Source organism: Saccharothrix variisporea (assembly GCF_003634995.1).
GTDB classification, from domain to species: domain Bacteria; phylum Actinomycetota; class Actinomycetes; order Mycobacteriales; family Pseudonocardiaceae; genus Actinosynnema; species Actinosynnema variisporeum.
This window is the reverse complement of sequence record NZ_RBXR01000001.1, coordinates 1,827,214-1,846,020: the sequence shown is the minus strand read 5'-3', so window position 1 is coordinate 1,846,020 and position 18,807 is coordinate 1,827,214. Positions and strand designations below refer to the sequence as shown.

Annotated in this window: 19 protein-coding genes; 12 read left to right on the top strand and 7 right to left on the bottom strand. The window is 71.6% G+C overall.

Annotated elements, in window-relative coordinates:
- Positions 1 to 148 precede the first annotated feature (148 nt).
- The gene (locus tag DFJ66_RS07800) at positions 149 to 892 is read left to right on the top strand and encodes an ABC transporter ATP-binding protein (protein WP_246029627.1); all 744 of its coding nucleotides are present in this window, start codon (positions 149 to 151) and stop codon (positions 890 to 892) included.
- 54 nt (positions 893 to 946) lie between these two features.
- Positions 947 to 1,591, top strand: coding sequence for a hypothetical protein (locus DFJ66_RS07795; RefSeq protein WP_121219353.1), 645 nt, complete (start codon positions 947 to 949; stop codon positions 1,589 to 1,591).
- 46 nt (positions 1,592 to 1,637) lie between these two features.
- Here the strand turns inward: DFJ66_RS07795 and DFJ66_RS07790 are convergent, their stop codons facing one another.
- From DFJ66_RS07790 to DFJ66_RS07780, 3 genes are all read right to left on the bottom strand, one after another.
- Positions 1,638 to 2,513 (bottom strand): DUF4365 domain-containing protein, encoded by an 876-nt coding sequence (locus DFJ66_RS07790; protein ID WP_121219351.1) that lies wholly within the window; start codon positions 2,511 to 2,513, stop codon positions 1,638 to 1,640.
- A 94-nt stretch (positions 2,514 to 2,607) separates the two neighbouring features.
- Positions 2,608 to 4,170, bottom strand: a complete 1,563-nt coding sequence (locus tag DFJ66_RS07785) for a flagellar basal body protein FliL (protein ID WP_121219349.1) — start codon at positions 4,168 to 4,170, stop codon at positions 2,608 to 2,610.
- Positions 4,167 to 4,619 (bottom strand): hypothetical protein, encoded by a 453-nt coding sequence (locus tag DFJ66_RS07780; protein WP_147459190.1) that lies wholly within the window; start codon positions 4,617 to 4,619, stop codon positions 4,167 to 4,169. Before DFJ66_RS07780 ends, DFJ66_RS07785 begins: the two co-directional genes overlap by 4 nt.
- Before the next feature lie 41 nt (positions 4,620 to 4,660).
- On the opposite strand from DFJ66_RS07780, the gene DFJ66_RS07775 reads away from it, so the two are divergent.
- The 3 genes from DFJ66_RS07775 (at position 4,661) to DFJ66_RS07765 (ending at position 8,454) form a co-directional block, all read left to right on the top strand.
- The gene (locus DFJ66_RS07775) at positions 4,661 to 5,434 is read left to right on the top strand and encodes an SIR2 family NAD-dependent protein deacylase (RefSeq protein WP_121219344.1); all 774 of its coding nucleotides are present in this window, start codon (positions 4,661 to 4,663) and stop codon (positions 5,432 to 5,434) included.
- Positions 5,435 to 5,480: 46 nt separating this feature from the next.
- A complete protein-coding gene (locus DFJ66_RS07770; RefSeq protein ID WP_121219342.1) occupies positions 5,481 to 7,010 on the top strand; it encodes an AMP-binding protein in 1,530 nt (509 codons plus the stop codon).
- A 157-nt stretch (positions 7,011 to 7,167) separates the two neighbouring features.
- Positions 7,168 to 8,454 carry an NlpC/P60 family protein gene (locus DFJ66_RS07765; RefSeq protein ID WP_246029626.1) on the top strand — a complete coding sequence of 429 codons (1,287 nt, stop codon included), beginning with the start codon at positions 7,168 to 7,170 and terminating at the stop codon, positions 8,452 to 8,454.
- A gap of 57 nt (positions 8,455 to 8,511) precedes the next feature.
- On the opposite strand, the gene DFJ66_RS07760 is transcribed toward DFJ66_RS07765, so the two are convergent.
- Positions 8,512 to 9,534: an LCP family protein gene (locus tag DFJ66_RS07760; protein WP_121219340.1), complete on the bottom strand. Its 1,023-nt coding sequence runs from the start codon at positions 9,532 to 9,534 to the stop codon at positions 8,512 to 8,514.
- Complete coding sequence (locus DFJ66_RS07755; protein WP_121219337.1) at positions 9,531 to 10,034, bottom strand: SigE family RNA polymerase sigma factor; 504 nt, start codon at positions 10,032 to 10,034, stop codon at positions 9,531 to 9,533. Before DFJ66_RS07755 ends, DFJ66_RS07760 begins: the two co-directional genes overlap by 4 nt.
- 375 nt (positions 10,035 to 10,409) lie before the next feature.
- Between DFJ66_RS07755 and mobA the strand changes: the two genes are divergently transcribed.
- The 5 genes from mobA (at position 10,410) to DFJ66_RS07730 (ending at position 14,827) form a co-directional block, all read left to right on the top strand.
- Complete coding sequence (gene mobA / locus DFJ66_RS07750) at positions 10,410 to 10,940, top strand: molybdenum cofactor guanylyltransferase (RefSeq protein WP_121219335.1); 531 nt, start codon at positions 10,410 to 10,412, stop codon at positions 10,938 to 10,940.
- A 74-nt stretch (positions 10,941 to 11,014) separates the two neighbouring features.
- Positions 11,015 to 12,046 (top strand): AAA family ATPase, encoded by a 1,032-nt coding sequence (locus DFJ66_RS07745; RefSeq protein WP_121219333.1) that lies wholly within the window; start codon positions 11,015 to 11,017, stop codon positions 12,044 to 12,046.
- A 59-nt stretch (positions 12,047 to 12,105) separates the two neighbouring features.
- A complete protein-coding gene (locus DFJ66_RS07740) occupies positions 12,106 to 12,987 on the top strand; it encodes a DUF58 domain-containing protein (protein ID WP_246030180.1) in 882 nt (293 codons plus the stop codon).
- On the top strand, positions 12,987 to 13,952 hold the full coding sequence (locus tag DFJ66_RS07735) for a VWA domain-containing protein (protein WP_121219328.1): 966 nt from the start codon (positions 12,987 to 12,989) through the stop codon (positions 13,950 to 13,952). The genes DFJ66_RS07740 and DFJ66_RS07735 overlap by 1 nt, the downstream gene beginning before the upstream one ends.
- 302 nt (positions 13,953 to 14,254) lie before the next feature.
- Complete coding sequence (locus DFJ66_RS07730) at positions 14,255 to 14,827, top strand: DUF5655 domain-containing protein (protein ID WP_121230824.1); 573 nt, start codon at positions 14,255 to 14,257, stop codon at positions 14,825 to 14,827.
- Here the strand turns inward: DFJ66_RS07730 and DFJ66_RS07725 are convergent.
- Positions 14,824 to 15,720 carry a LysR family transcriptional regulator gene (locus tag DFJ66_RS07725; protein ID WP_121219326.1) on the bottom strand — a complete coding sequence of 299 codons (897 nt, stop codon included), beginning with the start codon at positions 15,718 to 15,720 and terminating at the stop codon, positions 14,824 to 14,826. The two genes, DFJ66_RS07730 and DFJ66_RS07725, sit on opposite strands and share 4 nt — an antisense overlap.
- 85 nt (positions 15,721 to 15,805) lie before the next feature.
- Between DFJ66_RS07725 and DFJ66_RS07720 the strand changes: the two genes are divergently transcribed.
- Both DFJ66_RS07720 and DFJ66_RS07715 read left to right on the top strand, forming a co-directional pair.
- Positions 15,806 to 17,008, top strand: coding sequence for an MFS transporter (locus DFJ66_RS07720; protein WP_121219324.1), 1,203 nt, complete (start codon positions 15,806 to 15,808; stop codon positions 17,006 to 17,008).
- A gap of 61 nt (positions 17,009 to 17,069) precedes the next feature.
- Positions 17,070 to 18,170, top strand: a complete 1,101-nt coding sequence (locus tag DFJ66_RS07715; protein ID WP_121219322.1) for an alpha/beta hydrolase — start codon at positions 17,070 to 17,072, stop codon at positions 18,168 to 18,170.
- Between the two features lie 13 nt (positions 18,171 to 18,183).
- Here DFJ66_RS07715 and DFJ66_RS07710 read toward each other — a convergent pair whose 3' ends face one another.
- Positions 18,184 to 18,783, bottom strand: coding sequence for a TetR/AcrR family transcriptional regulator (locus DFJ66_RS07710; protein WP_246029625.1), 600 nt, complete (start codon positions 18,781 to 18,783; stop codon positions 18,184 to 18,186).
- Positions 18,784 to 18,807: the final 24 nt, after the last annotated feature.

Sequence of the window (18,807 nt, the reverse complement as noted above, 5' to 3'; positions counted from 1 at the left end):
CTCCATCTGGTGACGCGCAAAGTCGGTTTGGGAACTTCTGGTGAGTCTTCCGCACCCGGGAGTGCGGCGCGCTCTCGACCTAAACAGTACGCGTGTCCTGTATTCGGCTTCAAGCCGGCCCCACGTAGATCGGAGCATCATCACACCCGTGGTCCGTCTTGATCGAATCGGCAAGCGCTACGGGCGGGGTCCGTGGGTGCTGCGGGACGTGACGCTGTCCGTCGAGCCCGGCGAGGCGGTGGTCGTCACCGGGGGCAACGGCTCCGGCAAGTCCACCCTGCTGCGCATCGCGGCGGGACTGAGCAAGCCCACCTCGGGCTCGGTGTCCAGGCCGCGCTCGGTGGGGTGGATGCCCGAGCGGTTCCCGCCCGGCGTGCGCCTCTCGGCCCGTGACTACCTGCGGCACCTGGCGGCGGTGCGGGGCGTGCCGGTGCGGTGGGACCTGGTCGAGGCGCTGGGGTTCGTGGGGGACCCGGACGCGCCCATGGCGACCCTGTCGAAGGGCAACACCCAGAAGATCGCGCTGGTCCAGGCCCTGATGGCCCGGGACTTGCTCGTGCTGGACGAGCCGTGGTCGGGCTTGGACGTCGCTGCCGCTGCCACTCTGCGTGCTTTTTTGACCTCTTCGGAGGCCGCCGTCCTGGTCACCGACCACCACGGCCACGACCTGCCGGGCGCGCGCGTGCTGCCGCTGGGTGCTTCGTCGGGCGGTGTGGTGATCGAACTGGCGCGGGTCGGGTCGTTGTTGCCGCAGGTCAGCGCGTTGGAGGGCGTGCTGTCGGCGGCCGCGGTCGGTTCGGGGGCGCGAGTGGAGGTCGCGGCTGCCCACAGCGACGAGGTGCTGGCGTCGGTGCTGCGGCTGGGGTGCTCGGTGCGGAGCGTGCGGTCGTGACGGCGTTGGTGCGGAGGGTGCGGTCGTGACGGCGTTGATGCGGAGGGTGCGGTCGTGACGGCGTTGGTGCGGTACCTGCTGGCGGACGTCCTGCGCACCCAGCGCTGGCTGCCGCCGTTGCTGCTGTTCGGGGCCGTCCTGGCGATGCTGAACTCGTCCGACGCGGGGCCGCCGCTGTCGGCTTACGCCGGGATGTGCGTGTTCGTGTACCCGGTCGCGGTGTGGCTGACGATCGTGATCGCGACTTCCGAGGACCCGGTGCGGCGGACGGTGACCGTGGCGACGGCCGGGTGGTTGCGGGTCCACGCGGCGGTGACGGTGCTGTCGGGGTTGGCGGTGCTGTTCGTGGCGGCTCTGGCGACGGTGGTGCCCTTGCTGACCCAACCCAGGCCGTACCCGCTGCCGGTGGTGGCCGTGGGGTTCGCGGCGATGGTGGTGTGCGGGCTGACCGGGGTGGGCGTGGGTGTGCTGTGCACGCGCCCGGTCGTGACCCAGCCGGGGTGGACGGTGCTGCTGGCGGTGGCCCTGGTGGTGGCGGCGTTCGTGTTCGGCCAGGTCCCACCCATCGGCAACATCCTCGGCGCCCTCGGGCACGACAGCGGCATCACCCAAGCCCTCACCGTGTCGGGCGTCTGCGCCCTGGCCCTGACGACCGGCAGCACCTGGCTCGCGCACACCCTCGGACCTCGCCGGACATGAGCCGTACGCCGATGCTCGACGCATTGCCTGATCAAGATGACACCACCTATGCGGGTGCCGATCGCCACCATTCGCTAGCGCTGCCACACGCGCGCAGCCACGCCAGTTCTGGTTGATTCACGATGAGATTGCCACCGACGACAGGCATCTGGTCCATCACGGCGGAAAGATCCATGTCTCCGAGCGTTCTGGCCAGCTCCTTGAACGTCGGGTCGCTCAGTTGCTCGGCCAGTTGACTGGCGGTCGTCAGACCCAGCTTGCTCAGTCGCTCACCCATGGTCAAGGTGTCGGGCGTGATCTCGATGGGATTCCAGCCCCAGTCGCTGTGCAGGAGGGTGGCGGTGCTCTCGCCACGACGCTGTCGGTACACCAGGTGTTCGCCGTACTCGTTCATGAAATACGCGACGTAGTCGGTGGTGTCGAAGACGCGCCCGCTGAGTTTGCCGAGAGCGTGCCGGATTTCGCCTCGCTGGGCGATGTACTCGCGCATCCTTCGGGCGAATGAATGTGCCGAATCCGCGTCCAGCACGTCGTCCCGTGAAATCGAGATCGAGCGGGGTTCATTCTTGCCACTCTGGGCGCGGTGGAGCTGTTCGGAGGCGTTGGCCCAGTACAGTGCATCTGTGTCGGGGTCGTAGACCACGCACACGACGGGCACGTTCGTGTCGAGCCAAGAACGTCCGTGTTGTCCGACCCGCACGCGATAGCCACCGGCGCTGCGATAAGAAGATCCACCTTTCACCTGCACCGCGATCGTGTCACCAGTGGTGTGGTGGTCTTCGACAAAGCTGATGTACAGGTCTTCGCCGAAGTCGTTGTGGCCATCGATCTTGTGAACGATGTGGCCCTGGTCCTGCAGCAACGAGGTCACGCGGTTGACTGCTCTGTCTTCCACGATCCTTTTCGGGTCTACTCTGCTCATCGCCTGTTCTCGTGGTCGGTCGACATGTGTAGGCGGTTGACACAGCGACGAAGCCCCCGCCGGCCGGAGCCGAGCGGGGGCCTCGTTCAGGGACCTACTTGACCAGCTTGAGCAGCTCGTCGATGTCCTTCGGCTGCAAGCCGCGCATCAGCGTCAGCACGATCTCGCTGTACGTCCGGATCGGGCTGACGTACCACTTGCCGTCCACCTCGGTCGCCACCACGCCCAGGCCGTCCTTGAGCACCTGCGCGCCGACGCGGGAGATCACGTCCACGGCCGCCGGCGGCACGTCGCGGCCGCCCTGTTGCTCCACCAGCTGCGCGATCTCGTCGGCGCAGATCTTCTGCGTCTTGCCGTCCGCCGCCTTCGCGGTGTAGCAGTCGCCGTCGCGGCTGATCTCGGCCTTCTTGCCCTTGACCTCGAGCACCAGCTTCTTGATGGTCAGCTGCTTGCCGCCGGTGACGTCCTTCGAGTCCGTCTGGAGCTCCACCAGCTTGGCGCCGCTGTCGCCCACGTTGCCGGCCTCGTCCAGCAGCACCGGGCCGATGTCCTGGATGACGCCCATCTCGTCCGGCGGCAGCAGGGCGATGACGCCCTCCAGGTCACCGGCCAGGCTCTTCTCCACGATCTGCTTGGCCGCGGCCTCGGGGGTGTCCGCGCCGGCCGGCTTGATGCCCTGCGCCGGCCACTTCAGGTCCTCGTCCTCGAGGTAGGCGTTGGCGATCGTGTAGAACAGCGACGGGTACCAGTCGTCGCCGACCTTGATCGTCGCGATGCCGATCGGCTTGCCCTTGCGCTTCTCCTTCTCCTTGGCGAAGTCGAGCGTCTCGGTCTCGGGCTCCTGGTCCAGCTTCGCGCCCAGCGCCTCGACCAGCTTGTCGGTCAGCGGGATCTTCTTGACGTCCGACGTCACCGTGATCTTGCCCTCGACCACCTTGTTGATGGTCAGGCGGTCGTTGACCTTCTCGGCGGCGGCGTCGTCGAACTTGATGCCCTCGCTCTTGATCTCGACACCGCTGATCTTCTGCGGGTCGGCTTCCTTCTTCAGGATCTCCAGCCGCTTGGCCTCGTCGACCGTGGCCTCGGTGTAGTCCTTGCTCAGCTTCGCCTCGGCCGGCGCGAGGCCGTTCATGATGCCCAGGACGTCACCGCTGCCCAGCGCGCTGAGCAGGTTGTTCGCCGCCGTGGTCGGGTTTTCCGAGCCCGCGGCCACGTCCGAGCTGCGCAGCGCCTGCACCGTGAAGAAGGTGCCCGCGGCCAGCGCGATCACGGCCACGATCGCCGTGATGATCAGGCCGGTGCGCTTCTTCTTCGGCGGCTCACCGCCCGCGAAGCCGTAGGGCTGCTGCCCGTACGGCTGCTGGGGACCGCCGAACCCGGGCTGCTGTCCGTACCCCGGCTGGCCGAACCCCTGCTCCTGGCCGTACCCCGGCTGCTGGCCGTAACCCTGCTGGGGGAAGCCCTGCGGGCCGGTCTGCGGGAAGCCCTGCTGGGGCTGCGGACCGGTCTGCGGGTACCCGCCCGGCTGCTGCTGCCCGTAACCGGGCTGCGGCTGCTGCTGCGGGTAGCCGCCCTGCTGGCCGAAGCCGGGCTGGGGCTGGCCGTAGGGGTTGTTCTGCGGTGGCCATTCGCCTCCGCCGCCACCTGGGTAGCTCACGGTGCTCCTCCTGGACTCACGATCACGGTGCGGGATTTCGCGGTGAGCACGGTGATCGCACCCGCGACCCCCAGCAACGCACCACCGAGGGTCACCAGCGGTCCGGTCGGGGTGATCCCGACCAGTGCTCCCTCGTTGCCCCCTTGGACGGCGGCAAGGGCCGCCACCGTTCCCGCAATCGTGCCAAAAACAAGTCCGACACATGCGGCGAACCGGTGAAGTCGCAGCACCCAAAGCACCACGCAGCACACCGCCAAGGGGGTGATCGCCACCCACACGCCCCGCACGACCTCGCCCGCCGTGCCGTCCAACCCGGCGAAACCACGGAACGCGAGCACCTCGTAACTGTTCCGCACCACCGTCCCCGACCGCAGCCACGGCAGGAACGTCCCCGCCACCCCTGTGATCAAGCCGACAACCCCGACCACCGCACCCCACGTCCTGCGCACCGGGCCATGCTCGCAAACCGGCGGCGTGCGAGGGTGGGTGCATGGACGCACGGGACGCGATGGCCGCGGCGCGGCGGATCACCGTGCTCACCGGGGCCGGGGTGTCGACCGGGTCGGGCATCCCCGACTTCCGCGGACCGTCCGGGCTGTGGACCGAGCTGGGCCGCGAGTTCACCCTGGAGAGCTACCTGAACGACTCGTCCGTGCGGCGGGCGGCGTGGCGGTTCCGAGCCGAGCACCCGATGTGGACGGCCGAGCCCAACGCGGCCCACCGGGCGCTGGTGGACCTGGAGCAGGCCGGGCGGCTGCGGACCCTGCTCACCCAGAACGTCGACGGGCTGCACCAGCGGGCCGGGTCGTCCGGGGTGGTCGAGCTGCACGGGTCGATGCTGGGGACCCTGTGCGTGGACTGCGGCACGCCGGGCTCGATGGCGGACGCGCTGGCGCGCGTGCGGGCGGGGGAGGAGGACCCGGACTGCACCACGTGCGGCGGGGTCCTCAAGTCCACGGCCGTGGTGTTCGGCGAGCCGCTGGACCCCGACGTGCTGCGGGTGTCCCGGGTGGCGGCGCTGGACTGCGACCTGATGCTGGTGGCCGGCACTTCTCTCCTGGTCGAACCCGCCGCCGGGCTGGTGGGGTTGGCTGCCCGGGCCGGCGCTCATGTCGTGATCTGCAACGACGAGCCGACGCCCTACGACCGGATGGCGACAGCTCTGGTGCGCGGGCGGGTCGAGGAGGTGCTGCCTTCGCTCGTGGCGGTGCCCGTCGTGGACTCCGGTCCGGTCCGGACGTGGGGCGACCCGAGCACGTGGTGAACCGGTGAGTAGCCGTGTGTGACGCAGGTCAATAAGGTTCTCGCGTATGCGCGTACCCCTCACAGTCGCCGACTTCCTCTACCGCGCCGAGCACGTCCACGCGGACACCACCGCCACCGTCGACGAGCCGAACCAGCCCGCCGCGCCCGTGCCCACCACGACCTACCGCCGGTTCGCCGACCGGGTCCGCGCCTGGCAGGCGGGGCTGGACGCGTTGGGGGTCGGCGAAGGCGAGCGGGTCGCCGTGGTCAGCCACAACTCCGCTCGTCTGCTGGAGCTGCTGCACGCCGTCCCGGCGAGCGGTCGGATCTGCGTGCCGGTGAACTTCCGGCTGCGGCCCGACGAGGTGTCCTACATCGTCGAGCACAGCGGGGCCTCGGTGCTGCTCGTGGACCCCGAACTGGAGCTCGACCAGGTCACCGCCCGCCACCGCTTCACCCTCGGGGAGGAGACCGAACAGCTGCTGCGCTTCGACACCGAGCCCCGCCCGTGGGCCGAGCCGGACGAGGACGCGACCGCCACGATCAACTACACCTCCGGCACGACGGCGCGCCCCAAGGGCGTCCAGATGACGCACCGCAACATCTGGCTCAACGCCGTCACCTTCGCCATGCACACCCGCGCGTGGGAGCGGGACGTCTACATGCACGTCCTGCCGATGTTCCACTGCAACGGCTGGGGCATGCCGTTCGGCCTCGCGGGCCTGGGTGTGCCGCAGGTGGTGCTGCGCAAGGTCGACGGCGCGGAGATCCTGCGCCGCGTGCGCGACCACGGCGTCACGCTCATGTGCGGTGCGCCGGCGGTGTGGAACGCGGTGCTGGACGCGGCGCAGACGTGGGACGGGGAGATCCCCGGCCGGGACAAGGTGCGCATCGTGTGCGCGGGCGCGCCGCCGCCGAGCCGGACCATCGCCCGCGTGGGTGAGGAGCTTGGTTGGGAATTCCTCCAGCTCTACGGCCTCACCGAGACCTCGCCGCTGCTCACGTTCAACCGCACCCGCCCCGGCGACGACGACCTGCCCGCCGAGGACCGCGCGCGCAAGCTGTCGCGGGCGGGCGCGCCGGGGTTGGGCGTCCGGCTGCGGATCGCCGAGAGCGGCGAGGTCATGGCGCGCACCAACAACGTCATGGCCGGGTACTGGGACAACCCGGAGGCCACCGCCGAGGCGATCGAGGACGGCTGGTTCCACACCGGTGACGGCGGCACGCTCGACGACGAGGGCCACCTCACCATCTCCGACCGCAAGAAGGACGTGATCATCACCGGCGGGGAGAACGTGTCGTCCATCGAGGTCGAGGACGCCCTGTTCAGCCACCCCGCCGTGGCCGAGGCGGCGGTCATCGGGGTGCCGCACGACAAGTGGGGTGAAACGATCAAGGCGCTGGTCGTCCTGGCCGAGGGCGCGCAGACCACCGAGGCCGAGCTGATCGCGCACTGCAAGCAGCGGCTGGCCGGGTACAAGGCGCCCACGTCGGTGGAGTTCCGGGACGCGATCCCGCGCACCGCGACCGGCAAGGTGCAGAAGTTCAAGCTGCGCGAGCCGTACTGGGCCGACCTCGACCGGAAGGTCAACTAGCACATACCGGCGGTAAACATCTGTGACCCGTGTGGCTGAAGTTCTTGCCGGGTCAATTGGAAACCTTGGTGCTGAAGTGGCACGCTTCCGGAACGTGTCCGCGTCACGCCATTCGGTGGAACGCGGTTCGGCCGAGCGGGGTGGGGAGGCGGGTGTCGTGACTCGGTGGGTGATCATGCTGGCCGCGGCGCTCGTCCTGTTCCCCGGTGTGGCGGCAGCGGTGCCACCACCGCCGCCCAACCCCAGTGACGACCAGATCAGCGCGGGTCGGGCCGAAGCCGACGCCAAGGCCGCCCGGGTCGGCGAGCTGACCGGTCAGCTCACCGCCGCCGAGGCGGAGTTGCAGAAGCTCACCGACGACGTCGCCTACAAGATGGAGCTGGCCAACAAGGCCCGCGTCGACCTGGAGACCGCGCAGGACGAGGCGACCAAGGCCAGGCAGGCCGCCGACGCCGCCCGCACCGAGGCCGACGCGGCGGGCCGCGCGGTCGCCGAGGCCCGCACCGCGCTGGACGAGTTCGCCGCCGCCAGCTACCAGCAGGGCAGCGTGGTCGGGTCGCTGTCGGCGTACCTGGGCGCATCGAGCCCGGAGGACCTGCTGGCCCGCAACCAGCTGCTCAAGGCGGTCGGCGACGCCAACCTCAACGCCCTGGACGACGTCGAGTGGGCGCGCTCGGAGCAGGCCAACAAGGACGCGGCGGCCCGCGCCGCGCTGGACGTGGCCAACCAGAAGCAGGCCGCGGCGCAGCAGGCCAAGCGCGACGCCGACGCCGCCCACCAGGTCGCCGCCCTGGCCCAGCAGGGCCAGGCCGCGCGGGCGGCGGCGATCGAGGGCGACAAGAGCCGGGTCGAGGCCGAGCTGACCCAGGCGCTGGGCGCGGTGCAGAGCCTGGAGGGCCAGCGCGCCCAGTACAACGAGTGGGCCGAGGCCAAGCGCCGCGAGGAGGAGGAAGCCGCCCGCCAGGCCGCGCTCGCCGCCCGGCCCAGCGCTCCGGCCAACCGCCCGGTGTCCGCGCCCAGCGGCGGCGGGGACGTGGAGACGGTGATCGCGCGGGCGTTGTCCCAGCTGGGCGTGCGCTACTCGTGGGGCGGCGGCAACTACAACGGCCCGACCGTGGGCGTGCGCGACTGGGGCGTGGGCGACTCGTACGGCGACTACTACACCGTCGGCTTCGACTGCTCGGGCCTGATGATGTACGCCTTCGCCGGCGCCGGCGTCTACCTCCAGCACTACAGCGGCTACCAGTACAACTCCGGCCGCAAGGTGCCGCTGGCGCAGGCCGAACGCGGCGACATGCTCTTCTGGGGGCCGGGCGGCGGCACGCACGTGGCCCTGTACCTGGGCGACGGCATGATGGTCGAGGCCCCGTACTCCGGCTCGGCCGTCCGCGTCGCCCCGGTCCGCTACGGCGGCATCATGCCCTACGCCGTGCGCGTGCTGTAGGAACCGCGGCCCACCACCGGCCGGCTGCGGCGCGGTGGTGGGCCTCCTCTGCGACCGTCAGTCCACGCAGGACGGTCCGCTGCCCGGTGCCGGCGTGCCCGAGGACGTCCCGCCGGCCGGCTGGTCGGCGAAGAAGGTCTCGACGAACTGCCGCGTGGTCGGGGCCGGGCGCAGGACCCGCGCGTTCCCCACCTCGCCGTCCTCGACCGGGATGGTGGTCGTGCGGACCGGAACGCCCGCGGTCAGGCCGCGGGCGAAGGCGAGCAGGTCCCAGCCCTCGTCGGTCTGGACGCTCGACCTGATCACGCCCAGCAGCGACGTGACGCCCGCGGTGTTCTCCAGGAACGCCCGGTCCAGGAGCTTGGCGCCCAGGCCGGACAGGAACGCCTGGTGCCGGCGCACGCGGTCCAGGTCGCCGTTGACCAGGCCGAAGCGTTGGCGCACGAAGTCCAGGGCGCGGTCGCCGGAGAGGACCTGGCGGCCCGCCGGGAACTCCGCTCCGGTGACGATGTCCTTCGTCGGCCCGTTCAGGCACACCTCTACCCCGCCGACGGCGTCGGCCAGTCGGGCGAACGCGCTCATCTCGACCACCGCGTAGTGGTCGATCTGGGCACCCGTCAACGCCGACACGGTCTTGGACAGCGCCTGGGCGCCGCCCGCCACGCCGCCGGACTCCTGCCCCTTCGTGTAGACCAGGGTCAGCCGCTCCGCGCCCTCGCCGGGCACTTCGACCCACGAGTCGCGGGGCAGCGACACCACCGCCACGCCGGTCGGTGTCACCCTGGCCAGGGCGACGGTGTCGGCGTGCGCGTACTCGTCCAAGCCCACCAGCAGCACGTTCTGCGGTGCGAGCGGTGTCGCGACCGTGGACGAGGTGCCGGGCGGTGCGGCCTCGCGGGACACCGTCATCGGCACGACGACCGCCACGGCCGCCGCGGCGGCGGTCAGCGCGGCCACCGCGAGCAGGGGACCGGGGCGGCGGCGCGCGCGGCGGCTGCGCAGTTGGGCCATCACCTCGCGGGCGTCCAGCGCCTCGGCGGCCTCGGCCGCGATGGCCTCCCGGATCAAGCGATCGTTCACCGCAGCACCTCCACCGGCGTGTTCTCGTTGACGCGCAACGTCTTCAGCGCGCGTGAAATGTGGCTGCGCACGGTGCTCTCCGTGCAGCCGAGCACGGCGGCGATCTCCGCGTCCGTGCTGTCCTCGTAGTAGCGCATCACCAGCGCCGCCCGTTGCCGGCGCGGCAGTACGGCGATCCGCCGCCGCATGGCGTCCCGCTCCGCGTGTCGCACGGCGTGGTCGGCCACCGGGGGCGCGACCTCGTCCAGCGAGGCGTGCGAGGCGGTCACGTCCCGCGCGGCCCGACGGCGGCGCCACGAGAGGTACTCGTTGGTCACCATCCGCTTCACGTAGAGGTAGGGCGCGTCCATGTCGGAGATGCGCTCCCACCGCCCGCGGGCGCGCAGCAACACGTCCTGGACGATGTCGCTCGCGAGGTGCTTGTCGCACGTCATCGCGGTGGCGTAGCGCAAAAGCCGATCGAGCCGATCGGCGACGAACTCGTCGAACCCGTCTGGCACGTCGCCCCCTTCTGCCGAAGTGTCGTCTGCGGCCGGGAAACCCCTCGACGCGACCCCACCGTTGAACGGTGTGACCGGGCTCACTCCCCAAGTGCGGCGCGGGCGGCGTCGACCACGCCCGCCAGACCCCCTCGCAACGCCGCTACCAGCGGATTCAAGGATCGTTCCACGCCCGCGCCCTACGCTGCGCGCATCCTGTCGACGCGGGGCCGCACCCGACGGGGAAGGCGGGTCGGCGCCGCGACCCGGGTCCGGACCGGGGGGCACGTGGTTCGGCCGCGGGGTCGCAGGAAGCAGGGGGGACTGGGGGGTGGAGGTGCCGTCGGGAACCGGCGTTCCCGACGGCACCTGGACCCGGGGTGTGATGATCCTCCCGTGGACGACGCGTGGGACGCCGTGGTGCTGGCCGGCGGGCGCGGCAGCAGGCTCGGCGGGGTGGACAAGGCCGCGGTCGAGGTCGGCGGGCGGACCCTGCTCGACCGGGCGCTGGACGCCGTGCGCGGCGCGCGCCGGGTCGTCGTGGTCGGACCGGAGAAACCCGTGCCGGGCGTCGTGTGGACGCGCGAGGACCCGCCGGGCGGGGGACCGGTCGCGGGCTTGGCCGCCGGGCTCGCCCTGGTCACGGCACCGCGCGTGGTCGTGCTGGCCGTCGACCAGCCGGGTGTGGGTGCGGGGACCGTGGCCCGGTTGCTGGCCGTCGGTGCCCCGGCGGTGCTGGTCGACGCGGATGGCCGGGAGCAGTGGCTGACCGGGGTGTGGCGCACCGCCGACCTGCGCGCGGCGGTGCCCGCGGACCCCAAGGACAAGTCGATGCGGTCGGTCGTCGGGCCACTTCAACCCGTTCGAGTGAAGGGTTCCCCCGAAGAGACCAGTGACGTGGACACGCCGGGTGATCTCGGGCGTTAGGACCCCTTCACAAGCGCCACACCGCCGACAGGGAAGACTTGGGCACCGTCGCACAACCCCGTCGAGGAGGACCGTTGTCCGAGCCCGCCGCCGAGGCGCCCAACACGCCGGCTCGTGACGCCCAGTTGCTCGAACGCACCGTGTTCGAGGTCAAGCGGGTGATCGTCGGCCAGGACCGGCTGGTCGAGCGCATGCTCGTCGGCCTGCTGGCCAAGGGGCACCTGCTGCTGGAAGGCGTGCCCGGCGTGGCCAAGACGCTGGCCGTGGAGACCTTCGCCACCGTCGTCGGCGGGTCGTTCTCGCGCGTCCAGTTCACCCCGGACCTGGTGCCCGCCGACATCCTCGGCACCCGCATCTACCGGCAGGGCAGCGAGAGCTTCGACGTCGAACTCGGCCCCGTGGTGGCCAACTTCGTGCTCGCCGACGAGATCAACCGCGCGCCCGCCAAGGTGCAGAGCGCGATGCTGGAGGTCATGGCCGAGCGGCACGTGTCCATCGGCGGCAAGACCTTCCCCATGCCCACCCCGTTCCTGGTGCTGGCCACCCAGAACCCCATCGAGAACGAGGGCGTCTACCCGCTGCCCGAGGCGCAGCGCGACCGCTTCCTGTTCAAGATCCAGGTCGAGTACCCGACCGCGGAGGAGGAGCGGGAGATCGTCTACCGGATGGGCGTCGAACCGCCCGTCCCGCACCAGGTGCTCAGCCCCGAGGAACTGGTCCGCCTGCAGGGCGTGGCGTCCAAGGTGTTCGTGCACCACGCGCTGGTGGACTACGTGGTGCGGCTGGTCATCGCGACCCGCGCGCCCAAGGAGCACCAGCTCACCGACGTGGCCGGCTGGGTCGCCTACGGCGCCTCGCCGCGCGCCTCGCTGGGCATCATCGCCGCCGCCCGCGCGCTGGCCCTGGTCCGCGGCCGGGACTACGTGCTGCCCCAGGACATCGTGGACGTCGTGCCCGACGTGCTGCGGCACCGGCTCGTGCTGTCCTACGACGCGCTGGCCGACGGCGTGCCGCTGGACCACATCATCACGCGGGTGCTCCAGACCGTGCCGCTGCCGCAGGTCTCCGCCCGTCCGCAGGCGCCGCAGCCCGCGGGTAGGCCGTGACCTCCGAAGAGCCCTCGGGGCGGCCCTCCTGGGCGCCGCCCGTCCTGCACGGCGGTCGCATGGAGGCCGCGCTGCGCACCCTGGAGCTGGAGGTCCGCCGCCGGCTGGACGGCCTGCTCCAGGGCAACCACCTGGGCCTGGTGCCCGGACCGGGTTCCGAGCCCGGCGAGGCCCGGCCCTACCAGCCCGGCGACGACGTGCGCCGGATGGACTGGGCGGTGACCGCGCGCACCACCGTGCCGCACATCCGCGAGACCGTCGCCGACCGCGAGCTGGAGACGTGGCTGGCGATCGACCTGTCCCCGTCGCTGGACTTCGGCACCGCCGTGTGCGAGAAGCGCGACCTGGTCGTGGCGGCCACGGCGGCCGTCGCGCACCTGACCCGGGGCGGCGGCAACCGGATCGGCGCGCTGGTGTCCACCGGCGAGAAGCTCGTCCGCGTGCCCGCCCGGGGCGGTCTGGCGCACGCGCGCGGCCTGATCCGCAAGGTCGCCGAGACGCCCCGCGCGCCGGAAGGCACCCGCGCTTCGCTGGCCGACCTGATCGAGCAGTTGCGCCGCCCGCCGCGCCGGCGGGGCCTGGTCGTGGTGATCTCGGACTTCCTGGGCGGCACGGAGTGGCAGCGCCCGCTGCGCGCCCTGTCCGCGCGGCACGACCTGGTGGCCATCGAGGTCGTCGACCCGCGCGACATCGACCTGCCCGAGGTGGGCACGGTCGTCCTGGCCGACCCGGAGTCCGGGCGGCAGCGCGAGGTCGTGGCCTCGCCGTTGCTGCGCCGGGAGTTCGCGGCGGCGGCGGCCGAGCACCGCGCGGGCGTGGCGGCCGGGCTGCGCCAGGCGGGCGCCGGGCACCTGGTGCTGCGCACCGACTCGGACTGGATCGCCGACACCGTGCGCTTCGTGGTGGCTCGCAAGCGCCGCTGGTCGGGAGGGGTGGCCTGATGAGCTTCTCGGGTTTCACCGCGCCGTGGTGGTTCCTGCTGCTGATCGCGGTGGCCGGCGTCGCCGCGCTGTACGTGGTGATCCAGCGCGTGCTGCGCAAGCGGATGCTGCGGTTCGCGAACCTGTCCATGTTGGAGAAGGTCGCGCCGCGCAAGCAGGGTTGGTGGCGCCACGCGCCCGCCGCCGTGCTGCTGGTCGCGTTCCTCCTGCTGACGGTGGCGCTGGCCGGCCCGACCGCGGAGCAGAAGGTGCCCCGCAACCGGGCGACGGTCATGCTGGTGATCGACACGTCCCTGTCCATGAAGGCCACCGACGTCCAGCCCTCGCGGCTGGAGGCGGCGCAGGTGGCGGCGAAGTCGTTCGCGGAGGGGCTGACGCCGGGCATCAACCTGGGCCTGATCTCCTTCGCCGGCAGCGCGACGGTCCTGGTGGCGCCGACCACCGACCGCGGTGCCGTGACCCAGAGCATCGACGGCCTGAAACTGGCCCAGGCCACCGCGACCGGCGACGCCATCGTGGCGGCCCTCGCGGCGATCGACTCCTTCGGCAAGGTCGTCGGCGGCGCGGACGGCCCACCTCCGGCCCGCATCGTGCTGATGACCGACGGCAAGGAGACCGTGGGCACGCGGCGCGCGTTCGACGCGGCGGAGGACGCCAAGAAGGCGGGCATCCCGATCTCCACGATCTCCTTCGGCACGGAGGACGGCGTGGTCGAGATCGAGGGCCGCCGGCAGGAGGTGCCGGTGGACGACGACTCGATGAAGGAGATCGCCAAGCTGTCCGGCGGCGAGTTCTTCAAGGCGGCGAGCGCCGAGGAACTGCGGCGGGTGTACGACACGCTGGGCGAGCAGATCGGCTACGAGAAGAAGCAGGCCGACGCCAGCCGCCCGTGGGTGGTCCTGGGCACCTTGGCCGCCCTGCTCGCGGTAGCCGGCGCCCTGGTCCTGGGCCAACGCCTCCCCTGACCCGCACCGCCCACCCCGACCCGCGCTGCCGCCCACCTGACCCGCACCCCGACCCGCGCCGCCGCCCACCTGACCCGCACCCCGGCCCGAGCCTCCGCCGGATTCCTCCGCCGGTGCCACGCCCGGGACTGTCGGTCCCGCGTGCGATGATCGAAGCGGGGGCCGGAGGCCACGCCTGGCGGGCTTGCGGTGCGTCCGGCGCGGGCGGCACTGTGGCGGCGGTGTTGCGGGCGTGTTGCCGGGTGCGGGTGGGCTTGGTGTATCGCGAGCGGCGGCGGCGATCACGCGGCAGGATGATCGGCATGGTCCAGGTGAAGAACTGGCGCGAGATGGTCGACTGGTCCGCCGACCTGCTCGTGCGCACCACCGGTGAGGGCGTGCCGGAGTGGAACCGGCGGGTGCTGGAGTCCGGTGTCGCCACCGAGCCCGAGTTGCGCGACTGGCTGCGCGCCCAGCACGTCACCGGCTACGCCCAGCTGCTGCTGGTCATGGAGCGCTTCGGCTACCCCCACTTCACGACCGCCTCCTCCGACGACCTGGTCGACCACCAGTACGCCGACCGCCCCGAGCTGCGCCCCATCCTGGACCGCCTGCTCACCGAAGCCGCCCTCCTCGGCCCGCTGCACGTCCAAGCCCGCAAGACCTACGTCGCCCTGGTCTCGCCCCGCCGCACCTTCGCGATCGTCAAGGCCACCACCCGCACCCGCGTCGACCTGGGCCTGCGCCTGGCCGGGCACGAACCGGAGGGCCGCCTGCAAGGCGCGGGCTCCCTCGGGAACGACACCATCACCGTCCGGATCGGCATCTCCAGCGCCGACGACATCGACGACGAAACCCTGACGTGGCTCCGGCACGCCTACACCAGCAACCTCTAACGCCAGACGTCCCCACCTGGTGACGGCATGCCCGCCAGGTGCTCGCGCAGCAGCCGCAGCGCCGGGTGCGGGTTGTCGCGCAAGTGCAGCAGGGAGTGCGGGTACACCGGTGTCGGCCGGTGCAGGGGGATGCGCCGCAGGTCGTAGTCGCCGGGCCACAGCAGCCTGGTCCGCTCGCCGACGAGTGTGGCGATGTCGGGCGAGTCGGCAACGACGTCCAGCAGCGGCGACGTGCCGTAGTTCGGACCGACCGCGTCGATGGTGAGGCCGAACGCGGCGGCGAACCGGGCGTAGTGCGCGGCCCACTCGGTGCCGGCGACGAGTCCCGGCATCCAGATCCGGTGCGGCGCGAGCTCTTCCGGTCTCACCTCGCGACGGTCGGCGAGCGCGTGGCGGGGACCCGTGAGCAGCTGGATGGGCTCGTCGAGCACCGGGGTCGCCACGATGTCCGACACGGACCGGTCGAGCAGTCGGAAGGACGCGTCGATCGTGCCGGACCGGAGCGCCGCCACCGCCGTGTCCAGGTCGGCCAGGCGCAGGACGGCCAGTTCGGTGTCCGGGTGCGCCCGGTGGAAGGCGCGCACCAGGGTGGCGGGGGCGAGGCTGCGGCCGATCACGTCCACGCGCAGCGCCCTCCGGTCCGGCCGGACCGCCGCCAGCGCCCGCTCCTCCGCGCGCAGCAGGTCGCGGGCGTGCGGCAGGAACGCCTGCCCGTCGATGGTGAGCACCGCACCGCGCGGGGTGCGGGTGAACAGCCGGACGCCGAGTTCCTTCTCCAGCACGGCGATCCGCTTCGACACGGCCTGCTGCGTGACCGACAACTCAGCAGCGGCGTCCTGGAACTGCCCCACGTCGGCGGCAACGACGAACGTCCGAACAGCCTCGAGGTCCACAACTACGACGATACAACCAGAAGTTGTAGAACAAAGACCGTGGGTTGTTTGCGGCAGCCCTACGAGCGCGGCTTGGATCGCACGCATGGGGCGGGGGTTCGGGTGGTTGTGGGCGGCGTACTCGGTGAGCGCCCTGGGCACGTGGCTGGCGTTCGACGCACTCGCTCTGGTCGCCATCTTCGTGTTGGAAGCCGGTCCCGGCGAGGTTTCCGCGCTCAAGGCGGCCGGTCTGGCGGTGGGTGCGGTCCTGGCCGTGCCGCTGGGACCGTGGGTGGAGTTCCGCCGGAAGCGTCCGGTGATGGTCGCGACGGACCTCGTCCGGTGTGCCGCCGTGATGAGCGTCCCGCTCGCCTTCGCGCTCGACATGCTCACTTTCCAACAACTGCTGGTTGTAGCAGTGGCAACCGCAGTGGCGGACAACGCGTTCCAAGCGGCCAGTGGAGCGCACCTGAAAACGTTGGTGCCCAAGCAAGACCTGCTCACCGCGACCAGCCGGTTCGAGGCCACGACGTGGACCGCGAGCATCATCGGCCCACCACTGGGCGGCCTTGCGGTGGCGTGGCTGGGAACGGTCACCACCCTCGCCGTCGACGCGGCCAGTTACCTCCTGTCCGCCCTGGGCATCCGCGCCATCCGCACCCCGGAACCCCCGCCCGCCCGACCGACAGGACGCCGCAAGGACCTGGTCGCGGGCTGGCGGCACATCCTGACCCACCCGACCCTGCGCCCCCTGCTGGCCAACACCGTCCTGGTCAGCGGCCTCATCATCGCCACCTCGCCGCTGCTGGCCGTCCTCATGCTCGCCGACCTCGGGTTCACCCCGACCCAGTACGGCCTGGCGTTCGGCGCGGCCTGCACCGGCGGACTGCTCGGCTCCCGCCTGGCCCGACCGCTGGCCGCCCGGTTCGGGCACCGCAGGACGCTCCTGGTCGCCGGCACCCTCCGCGCGTGCTGGTCGGTGTGGCTCGCCCTGATCGGCCCGGGTCCGCTGGGCCTCGCCGTCGTCATCGTGGTCGAGTTCGGCCTGGTCCTCTGCATGGGCGTGTTCACCCCGGTGTTCGCCACCCACCGCTTGAACCACATCCCACCCCACCTCGTCGCCCGCACGCTGTCGGCGTGGTCGGTGACGACGAAAGCGGGCTGTGCGGCGATGTCCGCGTTGTGGGGCGTGCTCGCGCACTTCACGGGAGCCCGCACGGCCATCGCGATCGCCGGCGTCCTGATCCTGGCCAGCCCGCTGCTGCTCCCGCGCCGGACCATTCTTGACTCGCAATCAAGAGCAGCTTAGCCTTCGCGTCCACAAGTTCTTGATTGCAAGTCAAGAGCGGGCGAGCTGGACGAGGTGGGCGATGGGAACTTCGGCGGAGAAGGACAGCCACACGGCGTCGGTGCGGCGGGACGTGTGGTTCGAGTCCGGGGGTGTGCGGTGCGCGGCGTGGCTGTACGTGCCGACCGCCGAAGGCGGGCCTCGGCCGTTGGTGGTCATGGCGCACGGATTGGGCGCGGTGCGGGGGTGGCGGTTGGACGCGTTCGCGGAGCGGTTCGCCGCGCAGGGGTGGGTGGTGCTGGTGTTCGACTACCGGTACCTGGGCGCCAGTGAGGGCTCTCCTCGGCAACTGCTCGACATCGGCGACCAGCTCGACGACTGGCGGGCGGCACTGGCCTACGGCCGGTCCCTGCCGGAGGTCGACCCGGACCGGATCGCGGTGTGGGGGACCTCGTTCGGCGGCGGGCACGTGCTGCGGGTCGCGAGCGAGGACCACGGCGTGGCCGCCGTGGTGGCCCAGTGCCCGTTCACCGACGGTCCGGCGTCGCTGCTCTCCCGGTTCCGGGCCGGTCCGCTGAGCATGATCGGGCTCGTCATCGCCGCCGTCCTCGACGTCGTCGGGTCGGTGTTCGGCGCGAGGCCGGTGCTGGCTCCGGTGGTCGGGGTGTGGTGGATGCCCGCCTTCCTGGTGTCGCCGACCGCGATCGCCGCGGCGACCAAGCTGATACCGGCGGGGTCTCGGCTCTCGCCGCGCACCGCCCGGGTCCTCGCCCGGCTCCCGGCCGTGGGCAAGGGGCTGTCCCCGACCGTCGAGACGGGCGGGCAGCCGTTCCGCCCCGGCGACACCGCTGTCGGCCGCGACACGATCTGGGGTGTCATGACGGGCCCGGACGGCGACAGCGCCAACGCGATCGCGGCCCGGCTCGCGTTGCGGCTGCCGCTGTACCGGCCGGGCAAGGACCTGCGCAAGATCGCCGCGCCGACCCTGTTGTGCGTGTGCGACGACGACCGCGCCGCCCCCGCGCGCGCCACGGCCCGCCTCGCGGCCGGGCAGGAGCACGTCCAGGTCAACCACTACGACGGCGACCACTTCGACATCTACGTCGGCGACCTGTTCGAGCGTGCCGTCGCGGACCAGATCCGGTTCCTCACCACCCGGTTCACGGCCCCGGCGGGCCGGTAGTCCACCCGCCCCGTCACCCGGAGCCGCGGGAGCTCGGCACGGCGGCGATGCCGCGGGCACTGCGCACCAACGTCTCGACGATGGCGCGATCGCCCGTGGTGTCGCCCGTGTGTGTCAGCATCCCTTCGACGACGAACACCCCGATCCGGGTCATCGCGTCCTGCTCGGCCTCCGGCACGCCCAACGCGGCCAGGTGCCACCGCAGGATCGCCTCCACCTGCCCGTGGAAGCCGTCGTGCCACACCCGCAGCGACTCCGATGCCGCGACCCTGGCGTGCACCGTCGTGATCAGCCGATCGACCCGCCGCAACTCGCCGACCGCCCACAACAACTGCTCGACCGGCGATTCGGCCGAGCGTTCCGCCACGCCGGCCAGGAACTGCGCGAACAGCGCGTCCAGAACAGCGACCAGTACCTCGTCCTTGTCCTTGAAGTACCAGTAGACGGTGTTGGAGGTCACCCCGGCCTCGCGCCCGATCCGCGCCACCGTCGTGGGGTCGTAGCCTTCTTCCACGAACAACCGCGTGGCCGCGGCGACGATCTCCCCGCGCTTCTCTTCCCGGTCCTGCGGGCGTCGGTTACGCGGCATCCCCCACCTGGCCAGATCGGTCATGCTGGAACCACACTGTAAAGGGGC

What these genes read in the sequence shown, in the direction of transcription:
- DFJ66_RS07740 (WP_246030180.1), top strand. Translation starts at nt 12,106, where the DNA reads ATGGAGGCCGCGCTGCGCACCCTGGAGCTGGAGGTCCGCCGCCGGCTG.
- DFJ66_RS07720 (WP_121219324.1), top strand. Translation starts at nt 15,806, where the DNA reads ATGGGGCGGGGGTTCGGGTGGTTGTGGGCGGCGTACTCGGTGAGCGCC.
- DFJ66_RS07790 (WP_121219351.1), bottom strand. Translation starts at nt 2,513, where the DNA reads ATGAGCAGAGTAGACCCGAAAAGGATCGTGGAAGACAGAGCAGTCAAC.
- DFJ66_RS07770 (WP_121219342.1), top strand. Translation starts at nt 5,481, where the DNA reads ATGCGCGTACCCCTCACAGTCGCCGACTTCCTCTACCGCGCCGAGCAC.
- DFJ66_RS07710 (WP_246029625.1), bottom strand. Translation starts at nt 18,783, where the DNA reads ATGACCGATCTGGCCAGGTGGGGGATGCCGCGTAACCGACGCCCGCAG.
- DFJ66_RS07715 (WP_121219322.1), top strand. Translation starts at nt 17,070, where the DNA reads ATGGGAACTTCGGCGGAGAAGGACAGCCACACGGCGTCGGTGCGGCGG.
- DFJ66_RS07730 (WP_121230824.1), top strand. Translation starts at nt 14,255, where the DNA reads ATGGTCCAGGTGAAGAACTGGCGCGAGATGGTCGACTGGTCCGCCGAC.
- DFJ66_RS07775 (WP_121219344.1), top strand. Translation starts at nt 4,661, where the DNA reads ATGGACGCACGGGACGCGATGGCCGCGGCGCGGCGGATCACCGTGCTC.
- DFJ66_RS07735 (WP_121219328.1), top strand. Translation starts at nt 12,987, where the DNA reads ATGAGCTTCTCGGGTTTCACCGCGCCGTGGTGGTTCCTGCTGCTGATC.